General features: G+C 32.1%; 15 protein-coding genes. 11 read left to right on the plus strand and 4 right to left on the minus strand.

Annotated elements, in window-relative coordinates:
• The first annotated feature begins 179 nt into the window (after positions 1 to 179).
• The 5 genes from xylB to HMPREF2647_RS11365 all read left to right on the plus strand — a co-directional run bounded on the left by xylB (position 180) and on the right by HMPREF2647_RS11365 (position 5580).
• Positions 180 to 1661 carry a xylulokinase gene (xylB, locus tag HMPREF2647_RS07085; protein ID WP_070859790.1) on the plus strand — a complete coding sequence of 494 codons (1482 nt, stop codon included), beginning with the start codon at positions 180 to 182 and terminating at the stop codon, positions 1659 to 1661.
• Positions 1662 to 2586: 925 nt separating this feature from the next.
• Positions 2587 to 3630 (plus strand): PTS sugar transporter subunit IIC, encoded by a 1044-nt coding sequence (locus HMPREF2647_RS07095; RefSeq protein WP_061544574.1) that lies wholly within the window; start codon positions 2587 to 2589, stop codon positions 3628 to 3630.
• A 2-nt stretch (positions 3631 to 3632) separates the two neighbouring features.
• On the plus strand, positions 3633 to 4319 hold the full coding sequence (locus HMPREF2647_RS07100; RefSeq protein WP_017175055.1) for a serine dehydratase beta chain: 687 nt from the start codon (positions 3633 to 3635) through the stop codon (positions 4317 to 4319).
• A gap of 13 nt (positions 4320 to 4332) precedes the next feature.
• The gene (gene sdaAA / locus HMPREF2647_RS07105; RefSeq protein ID WP_061544575.1) at positions 4333 to 5235 is read left to right on the plus strand and encodes an L-serine ammonia-lyase, iron-sulfur-dependent, subunit alpha; all 903 of its coding nucleotides are present in this window, start codon (positions 4333 to 4335) and stop codon (positions 5233 to 5235) included.
• Positions 5236 to 5376: 141 nt separating this feature from the next.
• The gene (locus HMPREF2647_RS11365; protein WP_017175053.1) at positions 5377 to 5580 is read left to right on the plus strand and encodes a hypothetical protein; all 204 of its coding nucleotides are present in this window, start codon (positions 5377 to 5379) and stop codon (positions 5578 to 5580) included.
• 53 nt (positions 5581 to 5633) lie between these two features.
• Here the strand turns inward: HMPREF2647_RS11365 and HMPREF2647_RS07115 are convergent, their stop codons facing one another.
• Entirely contained in the window at positions 5634 to 6131 is a 498-nt protein-coding gene (locus tag HMPREF2647_RS07115) for a GNAT family N-acetyltransferase (RefSeq protein ID WP_049414301.1), read from the minus strand.
• Between the two features lie 148 nt (positions 6132 to 6279).
• Here HMPREF2647_RS07115 and srtA point away from each other — a divergent pair, with 148 nt between their 5' ends.
• Positions 6280 to 6885 carry a class A sortase SrtA gene (gene srtA, locus HMPREF2647_RS07120; RefSeq protein WP_017175051.1) on the plus strand — a complete coding sequence of 202 codons (606 nt, stop codon included), beginning with the start codon at positions 6280 to 6282 and terminating at the stop codon, positions 6883 to 6885.
• 177 nt (positions 6886 to 7062) lie between these two features.
• Positions 7063 to 7872 (plus strand): Cof-type HAD-IIB family hydrolase, encoded by an 810-nt coding sequence (locus tag HMPREF2647_RS07125; protein WP_048762239.1) that lies wholly within the window; start codon positions 7063 to 7065, stop codon positions 7870 to 7872.
• A gap of 89 nt (positions 7873 to 7961) precedes the next feature.
• On the opposite strand, the gene HMPREF2647_RS07130 is transcribed toward HMPREF2647_RS07125, so the two are convergent.
• Positions 7962 to 8954, minus strand: coding sequence for a D-lactate dehydrogenase (locus HMPREF2647_RS07130; protein WP_048679920.1), 993 nt, complete (start codon positions 8952 to 8954; stop codon positions 7962 to 7964).
• A gap of 317 nt (positions 8955 to 9271) precedes the next feature.
• Between HMPREF2647_RS07130 and HMPREF2647_RS07135 the strand changes: the two genes are divergently transcribed.
• The 3 genes from HMPREF2647_RS07135 to HMPREF2647_RS07145 all read left to right on the plus strand — a co-directional run bounded on the left by HMPREF2647_RS07135 (position 9272) and on the right by HMPREF2647_RS07145 (position 12804).
• Entirely contained in the window at positions 9272 to 9940 is a 669-nt protein-coding gene (locus HMPREF2647_RS07135; protein WP_079335305.1) for an NAD(P)H-dependent oxidoreductase, read from the plus strand.
• Between the two features lie 130 nt (positions 9941 to 10070).
• The gene (locus HMPREF2647_RS07140) at positions 10071 to 11564 is read left to right on the plus strand and encodes an aldehyde dehydrogenase family protein (RefSeq protein WP_019834960.1); all 1494 of its coding nucleotides are present in this window, start codon (positions 10071 to 10073) and stop codon (positions 11562 to 11564) included.
• Between the two features lie 331 nt (positions 11565 to 11895).
• On the plus strand, positions 11896 to 12804 hold the full coding sequence (locus tag HMPREF2647_RS07145; protein ID WP_049416339.1) for a phosphate/phosphite/phosphonate ABC transporter substrate-binding protein: 909 nt from the start codon (positions 11896 to 11898) through the stop codon (positions 12802 to 12804).
• A 32-nt stretch (positions 12805 to 12836) separates the two neighbouring features.
• On the opposite strand, the gene HMPREF2647_RS07150 is transcribed toward HMPREF2647_RS07145, so the two are convergent.
• Together HMPREF2647_RS07150 and HMPREF2647_RS07155 are read right to left on the minus strand one after the other, a co-directional pair.
• Complete coding sequence (locus HMPREF2647_RS07150; RefSeq protein WP_048762233.1) at positions 12837 to 13643, minus strand: VOC family protein; 807 nt, start codon at positions 13641 to 13643, stop codon at positions 12837 to 12839.
• A 127-nt stretch (positions 13644 to 13770) separates the two neighbouring features.
• Positions 13771 to 14052 carry a GNAT family N-acetyltransferase gene (locus HMPREF2647_RS07155; protein ID WP_002448625.1) on the minus strand — a complete coding sequence of 94 codons (282 nt, stop codon included), beginning with the start codon at positions 14050 to 14052 and terminating at the stop codon, positions 13771 to 13773.
• Positions 14053 to 14233: 181 nt separating this feature from the next.
• On the opposite strand from HMPREF2647_RS07155, the gene HMPREF2647_RS07160 reads away from it, so the two are divergent.
• Positions 14234 to 15190 (plus strand): metal ABC transporter solute-binding protein, Zn/Mn family, encoded by a 957-nt coding sequence (locus HMPREF2647_RS07160; protein WP_070859791.1) that lies wholly within the window; start codon positions 14234 to 14236, stop codon positions 15188 to 15190.
• Positions 15191 to 15245: the final 55 nt, after the last annotated feature.

The raw sequence follows: 15245 nt of genomic DNA on the forward strand, positions 1-15245 counted from the left end.
TTAGAAATTATGTCCCAGCCTCTTTTTTTATTTACTTAAAATAAGTATTGAAATAATTATTTAAAACGCTATCATAAATACATAGATAGCTAAATTTAATTTATATACAATAGAAAATATAAAAATAATAAATTGTCATTAATATAATTATATGAATAGTGATATAAAGGGTGAGTCGTATGAAAGAAGCAGTATTAGGTATTGATCTTGGAACTAGCGCAGTTAAAATTATTGCGGTAAATCAATCAGGCCATGTGATTACTTCAACAAGTGTGCCTTTAAATTTAATACAATCCCAACCTGGATATAGTGAACAAGATCCAGAGGAATGGTTTAATGCAGTTAAAACAGGCATATATCGGTTAAATCATTCTGATGAAATGAAATCGTATAAAGTGAAGGGACTCTCATTCTCAGGGCAAATGCATGGGCTAGTAGCCTTAGATAAAGAAGGTCACCCTGTACGACATGCTATCCTTTGGAATGATACACGTAATTCAGAACAATGTAAGCAAATTAGATCGGTTTATGGAGAGCGATTAAATGGAAATCCGATTCTTGAGGGTTTTACACTTCCTAAGATGATGTGGGTAAGTACACATGAACCTGAACTATGGAAGAAAGTAGATGTGTTCGTTCTTCCTAAAGATTATGTACGTTATCGTTTAACAGGTAAGATTCACATGGAATATTCTGACGCTGCAAGTACGCTCCTTCTTAGCCCAGAAACGCATGATTGGTCAAAAGAAGTTGGAGATACATTTGATATAGGAGATGTTTATCCCTCACTTGTGAAATCCACAGACGAAGTTGGAACTATTCAAGAACCCTTAGCGAGTGAACTGGGTTTTACATCTCCAGTAAAAGTATTTGCTGGAGGTGGAGATAATGCCTGTGGTGCCATTGGTGCAGGTATAATCAATGATAATGATACATTATGTAGTATTGGTACTTCTGGTGTAATCGTAAACGTAGAAAAAAGTAATCAAACGCATTATAAAAATAATATACATTTTTTTGATCATAGTGTTCCAAATACATATTATGCAATGGGAGTAACGCTGGCTGCAGGATATAGTCTTAATTGGTTAAAGAGAACATTTTTTGAGAACGATACGTTTGATGAAATTGTTAAACAAGCGAGTACCTCTTCAATAGGTGCAAATCGTTTATTATTTGCGCCTTACCTAGCTGGTGAGCGTACACCACATGGCGATGCATTTATTCGAGGGAGTTTCATTGGCATTAGCGGTAACCATTCTAAATCAGACTTTGCACGAGCGGTACTAGAAGGTATTACCTTTTCTTTATATGATTCAATTCAATTGATGCGAGAAGCGGGAAAAGAAATTACACATATTACTTCAATTGGTGGAGGAGCAAAAAGTGAATTTTGGCTTCAAATGCAAGCTGATATTTTTAATGCATCTATACGTAAATTGAAGCATGAAGAAGGACCAAGTATGGGGGCAGCAATGATTGCGGCGTATGGGTTACAATGGTTTGATTCTTTTGATGACTGTGTAGCGCAATTTATAGACGTTGAACATATATATGAACCAAATTTGCAACGACGTCAACAATATGAATCTTATTACAATATTTATAAACAAATCTATCAACATACACATCAACTTACAGAAGCATTATTAAAGGTTTAAAGTGTTTAGCACATGATTATTTAGAAAGAAACTCGAAGAATCAGATGATAAAGTAGGGACAGATATCGTTTTTATGTCCCTACTTTTTAATAGTAAATTCCCATTAACATTCCTTATTATAATTAAAATAATATATTTTTTAATAAATATATTGACAAAAACCTAATATAGATATTAAATAATATATATAAATTCCTCATTCCAAATAACATTATCTGTTAAGTATGGAAAGGAGTGATAGTTATGAACAATACTCATTTCATTGATCAACTATCACACGTAAATATGATTGAGACGCTTTATTTAAATTCCAATGATTTAAAACCCTCTATGAATCTTTTCCTAAATTTATTATTTAAACGATTATTACTAGAATACTATGTATACATTCGTACAATTTATAATAAGTATGCATGTTTAGAAACGCCATTTCTATCCTTTCAACTTTTTTTCAATAATTTTCATGAGTTATTTTATATCATGTATACACTCATCGATACGCAAAATATAACAACTTATTCTAACGTTTTAGAATAGTAAAACGATATAGTTAAGTATGTTTGTGTGTATAAGAGATCCACCCCATTAAGAAATAGAGTGAGTAAGAAAACAATAAATAATTGATAAAATTCAATCAAGTGGTGAACATTCATATTACTAAAAGATGTATTATAACTGAGTGTATTTATAAACATCTTTTTCAGTAGAAGTGAGTATATTTCTCGTTTCTACTGTTTTTTTATGAACAAAATTAATATTTTGCGTCTAATTTTTTTTACATGAAAATTAAATTCGTTAAAATACTTAAAATGTGAATTATTTCACAAATAAATTTTAGATTTACTGTATTAGGTGTTGAAAACGTTTTCCAAGGGGTGTACTATGACATTGGCTAGGAAATTAGAGAGAAAGAGGTTATCGGGAAATGAATATTATTTTAGGCGTTGGGACTCTTGTATTAGTATTAATTGTAATGACACTTTTCTTAAACTTTGCACCATATGGAAAACAAGGATTACAAGCACTGTCGGGAGCAGCGTGTGCAACTTTCTTGCCACAGGCATTCTTAAGTTATGCGATAGGTGGCGTTTTCCATATTCACTTCTTCCAAGTGATTGGAGATTTAGCAGGGAGTTTAGCTGGCGTTGCAGTAGGAATTTTGACATGTGTTAATTTAGGTATTTCACCAGTATTTGCAGTTATCGTTGGTTTAGTATTACATGATTTTAAATTATTACCAGCATTTATTGCAGCGTATATTATTTCATTTGGTATTAAATTTATTGAGAAAAAAGTACCAGAAGGTTTAGACTTAATTGCAGTTATTTTAATTGCTCCAGCCGTTGCATTTGGCTTAGCAACAGTCATTAGCCCAGGAGTAATGGCTGTATTGAAACAAATTGGTGGTGCAATTACTGCTGTAGGAGACAGTCATCCATACGCTTTAGCAGTGATACTTGGATTAGTCATTCCAGTTACAGGTATGACACCATTAAGTTCAATGGTACTGACAAGCTTATTGGGTTTAACAGGTGTACCAATGGCAATCGGTGCATTAACTTGTACAGGCGCTTCATTTGTTAACTACGTGATGTTTAGTAGATTAAACATTGGTGGTCCATCTAAAGCATTTGCAGTTTTTGTTGAACCGCTCACTCAAATTGATTTAATTGCTAAATATCCATTACAATTATATGGAACAAATGCCTTGATTGGTGTAGTAAATGCATGTATTGTAACATTTAGTGGACTAGTAATAAATGTAAAAGGTATGGCTACACCAATTGCTGGTGCAATTGTATTGTTTGGCTTTAATACACCTATGAAAGCAGTAATTACAATCATTGCTGTAGCAATTTCAAGTATCATTTTGGCGTTCGCGATCAGTACATTGATTAAAAAATTCAATCTCATGGATTTATCTATCAAATTACCATCTAAACAAAAACAACCTAAGGAGAGTGTTTAAGAATGGCTACTAAAAAAAGTTATGACTATCAAAGTGCGTTTGATATTATTGGACCAGTCATGATGGGACCTTCAAGTTCTCATACAGCTGGAGCAGTAAAAATAGGGAATGCTGCTTTTAATGTACTCGGAGGCATTAAACCAGAAACATTAGCAATTCATTATTATGAATCATTCGCAAAAACACACCAAGGGCATGGTACAGATTTAGCAATTGTAGGTGGTGCAATGGGTTATAGTACGTTCGATAATCGAATTAAAGATTCATTAACTATTGCTAACGATTTAGGTATTCATGTTGACATTATTGAAGAAGATGGAGAAAGTATTGGAGAACATCCAAATTGTGCTTATTTAATTGCTGAAGCAAATGGACGTCATATTGAAGTGATTGGTAATTCTATAGGTGGCGGTACCATTAAATTGAGAAGAATTAGTGTTGAAGGTATAGATGTTAACTTTAATCATGGCTTACCCATTTTAGTCATGGATGGATCTAAAAATAAGTCGGAAGTGAATCATTTCTTAAATGAAGTAAACGAACTTGGCGTAAGTATAGACGAAGAATTGGTTGAAACAGATGATGATAATAGTTTAGTTGTTTTACCGTTAACAAAAGCAATCAAAGAATCAACATTAAATCAAATCAAAGAAAAATATAATCACTTAAATATATCCTATATAAAATAAAGGAGGATTAAAAATGTTCGATTCAATTAGAGAAACTATAGATTATGCTGTTGAAAACAATATGTCATTCGCGGATATTATGATTCAAGAAGAAATGGAATTATCAGGTCAATCACGTGATGAAGTTAGAGATTTAATGAAAGAAAATTTACAAGTCATGCGTGATGCTGTAGTTAAAGGGACTACAGGAAATGGGGTAGAAAGTGTCACAGGTTATACGGGACATGATGCAGCTAAAATCCGTGATTACAACGAGAATTATCATGCTTTATCAGGCCATGAAATGATGGAAGCAGTTAAAGGCGCTGTAGCAACAAATGAAGTCAATGCAGCAATGGGGATTATTTGTGCAACACCGACAGCTGGTTCCTCCGGTACGATTCCGGGCGTATTATTTAAATTAGAAAAAACACATGGTTTAACAGAAGATCAAATGATTGATTTTCTATTTGTTGCATCATTATTTGGACGTGTGGTTGCAAATAATGCGAGTGTTGCTGGTGCAACGGGAGGTTGTCAAGCAGAGGTAGGTTCAGCATCAGCTATGGCAGCAGCAGCTGCAGTATCTGTCTTTGGTGGTGAACCAGAAGCTTCGGGTCATGCGATGGCATTAGCTATTAGTAATTTATTAGGCCTTGTGTGTGACCCAGTGGCTGGACTTGTTGAAATTCCATGCGTCATGCGTAATGCCATTGGTTCAGGAAATGCATTAATTTCAGCTGACTTAGCATTAGCTGGTGTGAAAAGTAGAATTCCAGTCGATGAAGTCATCGAAGCGATGGACAAAGTAGGGCGAAACTTACCTGCACAACTTAGAGAAACTGGACTAGGTGGTTTAGCAGGTACACCAACAGGAGAAGCCATTAAACAAAAAATCTTTGGTAATGCAGAAGACCCAGTCAATAGTTTTTCATAACATTTAAAATCCTAAACCATTCTTGAATGACAACATATTCAAGAGTGGTTTTTTTTACGCCTTAAATTATCAGAAAATTTCAAAAAAGTAATTGCAATATTTCACTTTTGGATATAAAATAACTCAAAAGGGGATGATGATATGCTTAGATTATATCTCTTATTTTTAGCCTTCATCATTAATACAACGTTAACACGTGTATGGACGATCGAAGGAACTTGGGAGAATCTTTTACTTCAATCAATGTCCATGAGTATAATGTTTGTATTTCTTTTTTACTATGTGTGTTTTATGCTTGAAAATAGAAAACATGAAAAAATAGATAGCCTTAGAGATGAAGAATAAACAAAAAAGTCGAGACAGTTATGTGAATAACAAGATCTCGATTTTTTTATGAGTTATTTATCCGTATTTAAATCATATTGATAGAAAGCTAAATCAAGCCAACGTTCAAATTTATAGCCTACGTTTTCAATCGTACCAGCATGTTTAAAATTGAATTTTTCATGAAGTTTAATACTTGCTTCATTTGATGCATCTATGCCTGCAACTATAGTGCGATACTGGCGGTGTTTAGCATCATCAATTAAATGCTCGAGTAAATGTGATGCCACGCCTCTTCCACGATAATCTTTATTTACATATATAGAATGCTCAATAGAATATAAATAGGCTGGCCAATTTCTAAATTGACCATACGTGGCAAACCCAGCAACTTTATTATCTATTTCAAATATAAATATAGGTTCGTGTGCAAGCACTTTTGTTTCGAACCATGCTTCTCGTTCATCAAGACTTTGTGGATTATAAGTATATACAGCAGTTGTATTCAGTATGGCATCATTATAAATATTTAATATATCAGGTAAATCTTTACGTTCTGCTTTTCTAATCATGATAAGCACCTACTTATAGTATTTATTGTTAATTTAAGCACTTGCATGAAGTTAAATCAAATATATGTCATATAATCTAACATTTTATTTAGAAAAATAAATGATATACTATGAATTAAGAATTTTAAAATTAAAGGAGTACTACTTAGTGAAAAATTGGACAAATCGACTCATGACCATTATTGGTGTGATTTTGATATTAGTAGCAGTATATTTATTTGCGAAACCATATATTGATAATTACTTACATGAAAAAGATAATGACGATAAAATAGAACAATATGATAAAAATGATAAAAGCAATACATCAAAAGAAAAACCTACGATTCCAAAAGATAAATCGAAAATGGCAGGGTATATCAGTGTACCCGATGCGGAAATCAAAGAACCTGTTTATCCTGGTCCTGCGACACCTGAACAACTTAATAGAGGTGTAAGTTTTGCAGAAGATGACGAATCACTTGATGATCAAAATATTTCTATTGCAGGACATACATTTACTGATCGTCCACATTACCAATTTACAAATTTAAAAGCAGCAAAAAAAGGCAGCAAAGTTTATTTTAAAGTTGGAGATGAAACTCGAGAATATAAAATGACAAGCATTCGAGATGTAGATCCTGAAGATGTTCAAGTATTGGACGAACATAAAGGGGAAACTAATCAACTGACATTAATAACGTGTGATAATTATAATCAACAAACAGGCGTTTGGGAAAAAAGAAAAATTTTCGTAGCTAAACAAATTAAATAAATATTTTAGTTGACCGTTCATCTTCTCATTGATGAGCGGTTTTTATGCATAAAATTTTATTCTTTGTATGTAATTTCTAAATGTGAATATAGTTTCACTCTTCAAGTACTGACTTCAATCCCAATCATAAGGTGGATATAATGGACGATGAAAAGTATTGTAAGGGGGAAACCACTCATGATTAGAGCCATTGCAGTAGATATGGATGGGACATTTTTAGATACAAATAAAGAATATGACAAAGCGCGCTTTGAGATAATTTATCAAGAATTAAAACGAAGACATATTGAATTTATTGCAGCCAGTGGTAATCAATATGCTAAGTTAAAGTCTATTTTTGGAGAGCGAGACATGTACTTCATTTCTGAGAATGGTGCAGTGATTTATCATGGTAATCAATTGTATAATTACCGTAGTTTTGATCAAACCATATATGAAAAAGTAGTGAATTATATTCATCTTGATCAACATATCGACGAATTCATTGTATGTGGACTTAAAAGTGCATATATTTTAAAAGATACGTCAGAAGCCTTTAAAAAAGATGCCCATTTTTATTATCGTCAATTAGAAGAAATAGATACATTTCAACCTTTACCTAATGATGAATATGTGAAGATTGCATTAAATATTAATCGTGAGACACATCCCACTTTGGATACAGATTTAGAAACAAAGTTTAAAGAAGAAATTAAACTGGTTTCAAGTGGCCATGATAGTATTGATATTATTATGCCTAATATGACAAAAGGCCAAGCGTTAAAACGTTTGTTAAAAAAATGGGAAATGTCACCATCTGAATTAATGGCATTCGGTGATGCTAACAATGATAAAGATATGCTAGAATTTGCAGAGCATAGTTATGTTATGGCAAATAGCCATGATCAATCATTATTTGATATTGCAAAATTTATAGCGCCAAGTAATGATGAACAAGGGGTACTTCAAATTATAGAAGAAAAAGTATTAAAGAGTGAGACAGAATAATTCGTCGTCTCATTCAGTAGTCGACTACTAACACATAAAAAAGGCCTAGGACATCATAAGTTGTCCCAGGCCTTTTTATATATTAAATCTTAGTTTAATTGAGTGTCACATTTACCTGTGTTAATTACAGATAATGCAGCATTTAATCCACCTTCAACTAAGTTTCTAACTGCTTCATCTGAGAAGAAAGCAATATGAGGTGTCACTAAGATGTTTTCATTTTCAATTAATTCAAGTAACGTTTTATCTTCAATTTCTTTACCTGTCCAGTCATATGTGAAGTAATCAGCTTCATTTTCATATGTGTCAATGGCAGCACCGTATAAAGTACCATTATTTACAGCATTAATTAAAGCTGGTGTATCAATAACAGCACCACGAGCGGCATTTACTAATACAGCGCCTTTTTTCACTTTGCTAAACATGTCAGCATTGAATAAGTGGAAGCTTTCTTTGTTAGCAGGTACATGTAAAGAAATGATATCAGCATCGGCAATGGCTTCTTCAACTGAATCTTTATATTCTAAGAAATCTAATGAGTTGTTTGGATATGCATCATAGCCTACTACTTTTGCGCCAAAACCAGCATAAATTTTACCAGTTGCAGCACCAATACGGCCTGTACCGATAATTGCAACAGTCATGTTTTTAACAGGTGTAGACATGATAGGTGCAGCCCATTTGAAATTATGTTCTTGAACGCGTTTTTCAATTGCAGGGAATTTACGTACTAATTGTAAAGCGATTGATACTGAGTATTCAGCAATTGTTTCAGGTGAATAACTTGGTACGTTAGAAATTACAATATTGTGTTTTTTTGCAAGATCTAAATCATACATATCAAAACCAGCAGTACGTTGAGCGATTTGTTTAATACCGTATTTTTCAAGTTTAGGATAAACAGAATCTGATAATTTACCGAATTGCATTGTAGTTACGCCATCGAAACCTTCTAATTGATCTACTGTGTCTTCGCTTAAAATTTCTTCAGAAGTAACAACTTCTACATTGTGTTCTTTACCCCAATTTAAAGCGTCTTTTTTTTCGTAATCACGAGTTCCGAAAAACATAATTTTTGTCATTAAAATAACCCCATTTCATTTTGTATAAAAAAGTTAAAATTTAATAAATACGTAAGACTAAAGTTAAAGTAAGAGATTTGGTACAAAATCATTAAATATTATCTCTAACAAAACTTACAACCCTATTATATTGTGAATTAGTTCACAAATCAATTAAAAAGGATTTTTTATTTTGTATAATGTGAAATTATATACATAAAATATCATTTAAAATGAAATATTACAACTTAGAATTAGACAAATCATTTTGAGCTAATTATTTTGGCTAAAATAGTTTGTATTTTATAATTTGAGTAAGATTTTTAATAGAGGAGTGGATGACTATCAATCAGATTCAAAATACCATTATAGATGCGTTTAAATTTAGATTTGCTACTAAGGAATTCGATACAACAAAAAAGATAAGTGATTCTGAATTTAATACAATTCTTGAAGCAGGACGATTATCTCCTAGTTCGTTAGGCCTTGAGCCTTGGAGATTTCTTGTGATTCAAAACGAAACGCTGCGTGAGAAATTAATACCTTATAGTTCTGGTGCACAAAAGCAACTTAAATCTGCCAGTCATTTTGTACTAATTTTAGCTCGTAAGAATGTAACACAGACGTCTGATTATGTACAGTCATTTATTAGAGGGATTAAGCAGTATGAAGAGAGCACCATTCCAATGTTTGAAGATAAAGTACAGGGATTCCAAACACGTTTTCATATTAATGACAACGCTAGAACCATTTTGGATTGGGCGTCTAAACAAACCTACATTGCATTAGGTAATATGATGACAGCAGCTGCATTAATGAATATTGATTCCTGTCCAATGGAAGGTTTCGATTTAGATGGCGTAACTGAGTTATTAGAACATGAAGGAATCATTGATAGTAATCAGTTTGCACCTTCAGTTATGGTAGCTTTTGGTTACAGAAAAGAGAATCCTACAAAACCTAAAACACGTCAACCACAAGAAGATGTAATTGAATGGTTAAATTAAGCATAGTTTTGTAAAAAAAGGGTAAATAATAAATATACAAAACGTATCAATGATGAAGTGAATTTAACATTACTTTATAGAGAGTTACGTTATGATTTATTTATAAACAAAGAAAGAGGGATGAAAACGTATGGCAAAAGTAAATGTTAGAGATTTTTTAGATGAACAATATGATTTATTTATAAATGGCGAATTCCAACCAAGTGAAAGCGGAGAAACACTTACGGTAACTAACCCAGCAAATGGTGAAGAATTAGCTAAAGTTGCTAAAGCAAATGAAAAAGATGTTGATAAAGCAGTGCAATCAGCACATGATGCATTTGATAGCTGGAGTAAAATTTCTAAAGCAGAACGTGCAGATTATTTATTAGAAATTAGTCGTCGTATTGAAGAAAATAAGGAACATCTAGCAACAGTTGAATCACTTCAAAATGGTAAACCTTATCGTGAAACTTCAACGATCGATATTCCTCAAGTAGCTGAACAATTTAAATATTTTGCAGGAGTATTAACGACTGATGAAGGTTCGGTTAATCAAATAGATAATAACACTATGAGTTTAGTTGTAAATGAACCTGTGGGAGTAGTAGGTGCAGTAGTAGCATGGAACTTCCCAATCTTACTTGCATCTTGGAAATTAGGTCCAGCATTAGCAGCAGGTAATACAGTGGTGATTCAACCATCATCTTCTACACCATTAAGCTTAATTGAATTAGCTAAAATTCTTCAAGATGTGTTACCTAAAGGTGTAGTCAACGTCATTACTGGTAAAGGTTCAGAATCAGGTGATGCGATTTTCAAACATGAAGGTGTAAATAAATTATCATTCACTGGTTCAACTGATGTAGGCTATGGTGTTGCTAAAGCAGGTGCTGAACGTATTGTGCCGACTACATTAGAACTTGGCGGTAAAAGTGCTAATATTATCTTTGATGATGCAAATTTAGATCAAGTCATTGAAGGCGTTCAATTAGGTATTCTATTCAACCAAGGTGAGGTATGTAGTGCCGGTTCACGCTTATTAGTACAATCATCTTTATATGATAAATTATTACCAAAATTAAAAGAAGCGTTCGAAAATATTAAAGTAGGTGACCCATTCGCTGAAGATACAAAAATGGGTGCACAAACTGGCCCAGAACAAATTGAAAAAATTGAAAGTTATATTAAATTAGCAGAAGAAGATGACAAAGCAAATATCTTAACGGGTGGACATCGTATTACTGATAATGGTTTAGATAAAGGCTATTTCTTCGAACCAACAATCATTGAACTTTCAGATAATAGTCATAAATTAGCACAAGAAGAGATTTTTGGACCTGTTGTTGTTGTTGAAAAATTCGAAGATGAAGAAGAAGCAATTAACATTGCTAATGATTCAGAATATGGTTTAGCTGGTGGTGTCTTCACTACAAACTTACTTCGTGCATTAAATGTTGCAAAAGCAATTCGTACTGGACGTATTTGGGTTAATACGTATAATCAAATTCCAGCTGGTGCGCCATTTGGTGGTTATAAAAAATCTGGTATCGGCCGTGAAGTTTATAAAGATGCAATTAAAAACTATCAACAAGTTAAAAACATCTTTATTGATACAAGTAATGAAACAAAAGGCTTATACTAATTAAAATATAATTAAATAGTTTAATAAATGTTTTGAAATGTCGACAAAGGTGTATACTTTGTCGGCATTTTTTTATGAAGTATGATTAAGAAATAGAAAAGTATGACGGATTTTATTTTGAAGTTGTATAGTCCTCTTGGTAACCCCAATTCAACTTATATGAAGGCTTTCTGATGAAAATCTAAATATTAAGATCTTCAAACTGAAATCAAAATTTAATATAAATTGTATTTTCAATTTAAATATTGGTGGTTAATATATTATAAATACGTCTTTATATTTTAAGTTTGATAAAGTTTAAATACATTATATATTTTGAAAAGGAAAAATGATGAAACGTTTAAAATTTTTAGTTATTTATTTAGTTATTACAATTATAGTAAGTGGTTGTTCAAACATTGACAATGTAAAGCATCCTAAAGAAGCATATACACCTAAGTCATTAACTGTTGGGTTTATCCCATCTCAAAATGCTCAAATTCTTAACGCTAAAGTAAAACCTTTGCAACAATTATTATCTGATGAGCTGGAGGTTCCTGTAAAAGTACATATAGCAACAAATTATAATACAATGATAGAAGGATTGAAATCGAAAAAAATCGATATTGCTTTTATTTCTCCTGTTTCTTACACATTAGCTCATGATGCTCATGCAGCAGATGTATTGTTAAAGTCAAAAGGTTACCTAGTAGATAATAAAGGGAATCAAACACATCACCTTGTAGATTACTATCGATCTCAAATTGTGGTTCGTAAAGATAGTAATATTAATCATTTAAAAGATTTGAAAGATAAGAAGATAGCATTGCAAGATGTGGAATCAACGTCAGGATATATTTATCCTTTAGCAACATTAATGGAAAAAGGAATAAAAAAGTCTGATATTCAAATTCAACAAGTGAAAGGTCATGATCAGGGATTAATTGCATTATTAAATCATGATGTAGAAGCTGTTGCTACATATCAAGATGCTCGGGCAGATTTAAAAAAAGATGATCCCGATATTTATCAAGAAACTAAAGTGATTTATCGTACAAAGAAAATTCCTAATGATACCATTTCAGTACGTAATGACATGAGTAACAAATGGAAAAATAAAATTAGTCAAGCATTCATTAATATAAGTCATACAAAAAAAGGTAAACAGATTATTAGTGATATTTATGGTCATCAAGGTTATGAAAAAGCAAAAGATAGTGACTTTGATACTGTAAGAAAATATCGAGATTTCGTAGATTAAAAAAGGTTGGATGATTGTCATCCAACCTTTTTTTAATCAGGAACTACACTCACATCTCCATGAATAGTCATACTAAACCCTTCAGGTGATGTTAAATTCGTTTCTTTAGCGTGAGGTTGATAGATATCAATATGTGTTAATCCATAAGTGTTCTTATTGTCTGGATTCACTTGATTAGATTGCCATGTATTCACAGCAATGTGATGATGATAGTGTTGTGTAGAAATAAATAAACTTTGAGGGAGATTTGAAATATGTTCAAAACCAAGTTGATCAATATAGAATTGACGAGCCTCTACCAAATTATGTGTTTTTAAATGGAGATGTCCTAGTTTTCCATCTGATGGAAAACCTTGCCAACCATTTTCAGTACGATGTGAAATTAAATCTTGTGCATCAACTTCAAGAGTATCCATTTTAATAAAGCCATTCTCCCATTCCCAACCACTAGAAGGGCGATCTTGATAGACTTCAATACCATTACCTTCTGGGTCATTGAAATATAGTGCTTCACTTACTAAATGGTCACCGCCACCAACAGGCTGATTTAAACTACTCATATGATATAGGAAGTTAGCTAAATCTTGTCGTGAAGGTAATAAATAAGCGATATGAAAAAGGCCAGCTTCTCTAAATTCAGGATGACGTCCATGATCTAAAAGATGAAGCGTTAACGTGTGACCATGTTCTCCAACATTAAAAATAGTTTGTGTGTCAGTTTTCTTTTTAATAGAAAAACCGAGTACTTCAGAATAAAAGTGATTCATTTTGTTTAAATCTTTAACATTTAAAGTGACGTTCGTCACTTGCATTGCTTCTTTTGAATGAAATGTAGTCATGTATCATAGCCTCTCTTTTTTATACTAAGTATATTAAATATACTAGAATAGTTACTAAGAGACAAGATAAATAACTTGATTAAAAAATCCTCTAGAGAATCATTCTCTAGAGGATGATATTTTACTTTTATCCTAAATAAACATCTTGGTAACTATCATTTTTTTCTAATACATCTTTTGCAAATGGACAAGAAGCGATAATTTTTAAGTTATTTTGACGAGCATGTTCTACAACTGCATCAACTAATTTAGTTCCTAAACCTTGACCACCTAATTCATCAGATACACCAGTGTGATCGATTTCAATTTCATTGTTATCAACTTGTTTGTAAGTGATTTCTGCTTTAGGATTATTTTCGTCTTCACCTACATAAAATTTATTGTTACCTTGTTTAATTTCTTCAGCCATATTACTTCACTCCTTATATAATGTCTTAGTATTATTTATCACATTTCCGCTAAATTAAAACATTACATAAATAAAATTTAGAATATAAAAATTATAAAAAATTTAAATACAAAGTCATTGCTTTTTTATAAAAGAACAGATATAGTTGAGAACGAAATTATTACGTTTTGGAGGGGTTTGTGTGAAGAAGATGATCGCAATCATCAGTTTAATGTGTTTGTGCCTCATATTATCTGCTTGTAGTACAAATCGCGATATCACTCACAAACATAAAAAGGTAACAACTGAGAATAAATTGAAAATTTATACTACGGTTTTTGCGTTTGAAAGCTTTACAAAACAAATTGGTGGTAAATATGTGGATGTAGATACGATTTATCCACCGGGTGCTGATATGCATACATATGAACCTAGTCAACGCGATATGATTAATATTGCAAAGAGTGATTTATTTGTTTATTCAAGTGATCATCTTGATCCAGTAGCGGCTAAAATCACAAAATCAATGAATAATAATGATATGAAATTGGCGGTTGCAAATAGTTTAAATAAACAAATCCTTTTGAATGAAGACGATGATCACGATGAACATGGACATCATCATGAAGCAACATCATATGATCCTCATGTTTGGCTTGATCCAATACTAGATCAACAATTCGCAAAGAAAATTAAAGATGATTTAGTTCACAAAGATCCTACACATCGTATATATTATGAGCATAACTATAAACAATTAGTTGAAGATTTAAAACAAATTGACCATACATTATCTAATATAACGACGCGTCCTAAACGAGATAAAGTAATTATTTCTCATGATTCATTAGGATATTTAGCGCGACGTTATCACTTCGAACAAAAAGGGGTTAGTGGTATGAATAATAAAGAGCCAAGTCAGAAAGACATCTTAGCGCTCATTAATCAAATAAAAGACACACATGAACCGTATATTTTATATGAACAAAATATTTCTTCAAAAATAACCGATGTGATTCGTCAAGAGACACAAACACAACCTATAAATTTTAATAATTTAGCAGTATTGTCTCAATCTCAATCAGAAGACCAAACACTCACGTTTCAATCTATTATGAAAAAAAATATTCAAGCCCTTGATAAAGCATTAAATAAATAAAAAGAGAGCAAAAAAGAATGTAACGCCATTCTTTCTTGCTCTCTTTTTTTATTTT

This window comes from Staphylococcus sp. HMSC035D11 (genome assembly GCF_001836075.1).
GTDB classification, from domain to species: Bacteria; Bacillota; Bacilli; order Staphylococcales; family Staphylococcaceae; genus Staphylococcus; species Staphylococcus hominis.

Excerpts from the sequence above, each read along its gene's own strand:
- HMPREF2647_RS07095 (WP_061544574.1), top strand. The coding sequence starts at position 2,587 with ATGAATATTATTTTAGGCGTTGGGACTCTTGTATTAGTATTAATTGTA.
- HMPREF2647_RS07145 (WP_049416339.1), top strand. The coding sequence starts at position 11,896 with ATGAAACGTTTAAAATTTTTAGTTATTTATTTAGTTATTACAATTATA.
- HMPREF2647_RS07150 (WP_048762233.1), bottom strand. The coding sequence starts at position 13,643 with ATGACTACATTTCATTCAAAAGAAGCAATGCAAGTGACGAACGTCACT.
- HMPREF2647_RS07140 (WP_019834960.1), top strand. The coding sequence starts at position 10,071 with ATGGCAAAAGTAAATGTTAGAGATTTTTTAGATGAACAATATGATTTA.
- HMPREF2647_RS07130 (WP_048679920.1), bottom strand. The coding sequence starts at position 8,954 with ATGACAAAAATTATGTTTTTCGGAACTCGTGATTACGAAAAAAAAGAC.
- HMPREF2647_RS07125 (WP_048762239.1), top strand. The coding sequence starts at position 7,063 with ATGATTAGAGCCATTGCAGTAGATATGGATGGGACATTTTTAGATACA.
- HMPREF2647_RS07155 (WP_002448625.1), bottom strand. The coding sequence starts at position 14,052 with ATGGCTGAAGAAATTAAACAAGGTAACAATAAATTTTATGTAGGTGAA.
- HMPREF2647_RS07115 (WP_049414301.1), bottom strand. The coding sequence starts at position 6,131 with ATGATTAGAAAAGCAGAACGTAAAGATTTACCTGATATATTAAATATT.
- HMPREF2647_RS11365 (WP_017175053.1), top strand. The coding sequence starts at position 5,377 with ATGCTTAGATTATATCTCTTATTTTTAGCCTTCATCATTAATACAACG.
- HMPREF2647_RS07100 (WP_017175055.1), top strand. The coding sequence starts at position 3,633 with ATGGCTACTAAAAAAAGTTATGACTATCAAAGTGCGTTTGATATTATT.
- sdaAA (WP_061544575.1), top strand. The coding sequence starts at position 4,333 with ATGTTCGATTCAATTAGAGAAACTATAGATTATGCTGTTGAAAACAAT.
- HMPREF2647_RS07135 (WP_079335305.1), top strand. The coding sequence starts at position 9,272 with ATGACTATCAATCAGATTCAAAATACCATTATAGATGCGTTTAAATTT.
- xylB (WP_070859790.1), top strand. The coding sequence starts at position 180 with ATGAAAGAAGCAGTATTAGGTATTGATCTTGGAACTAGCGCAGTTAAA.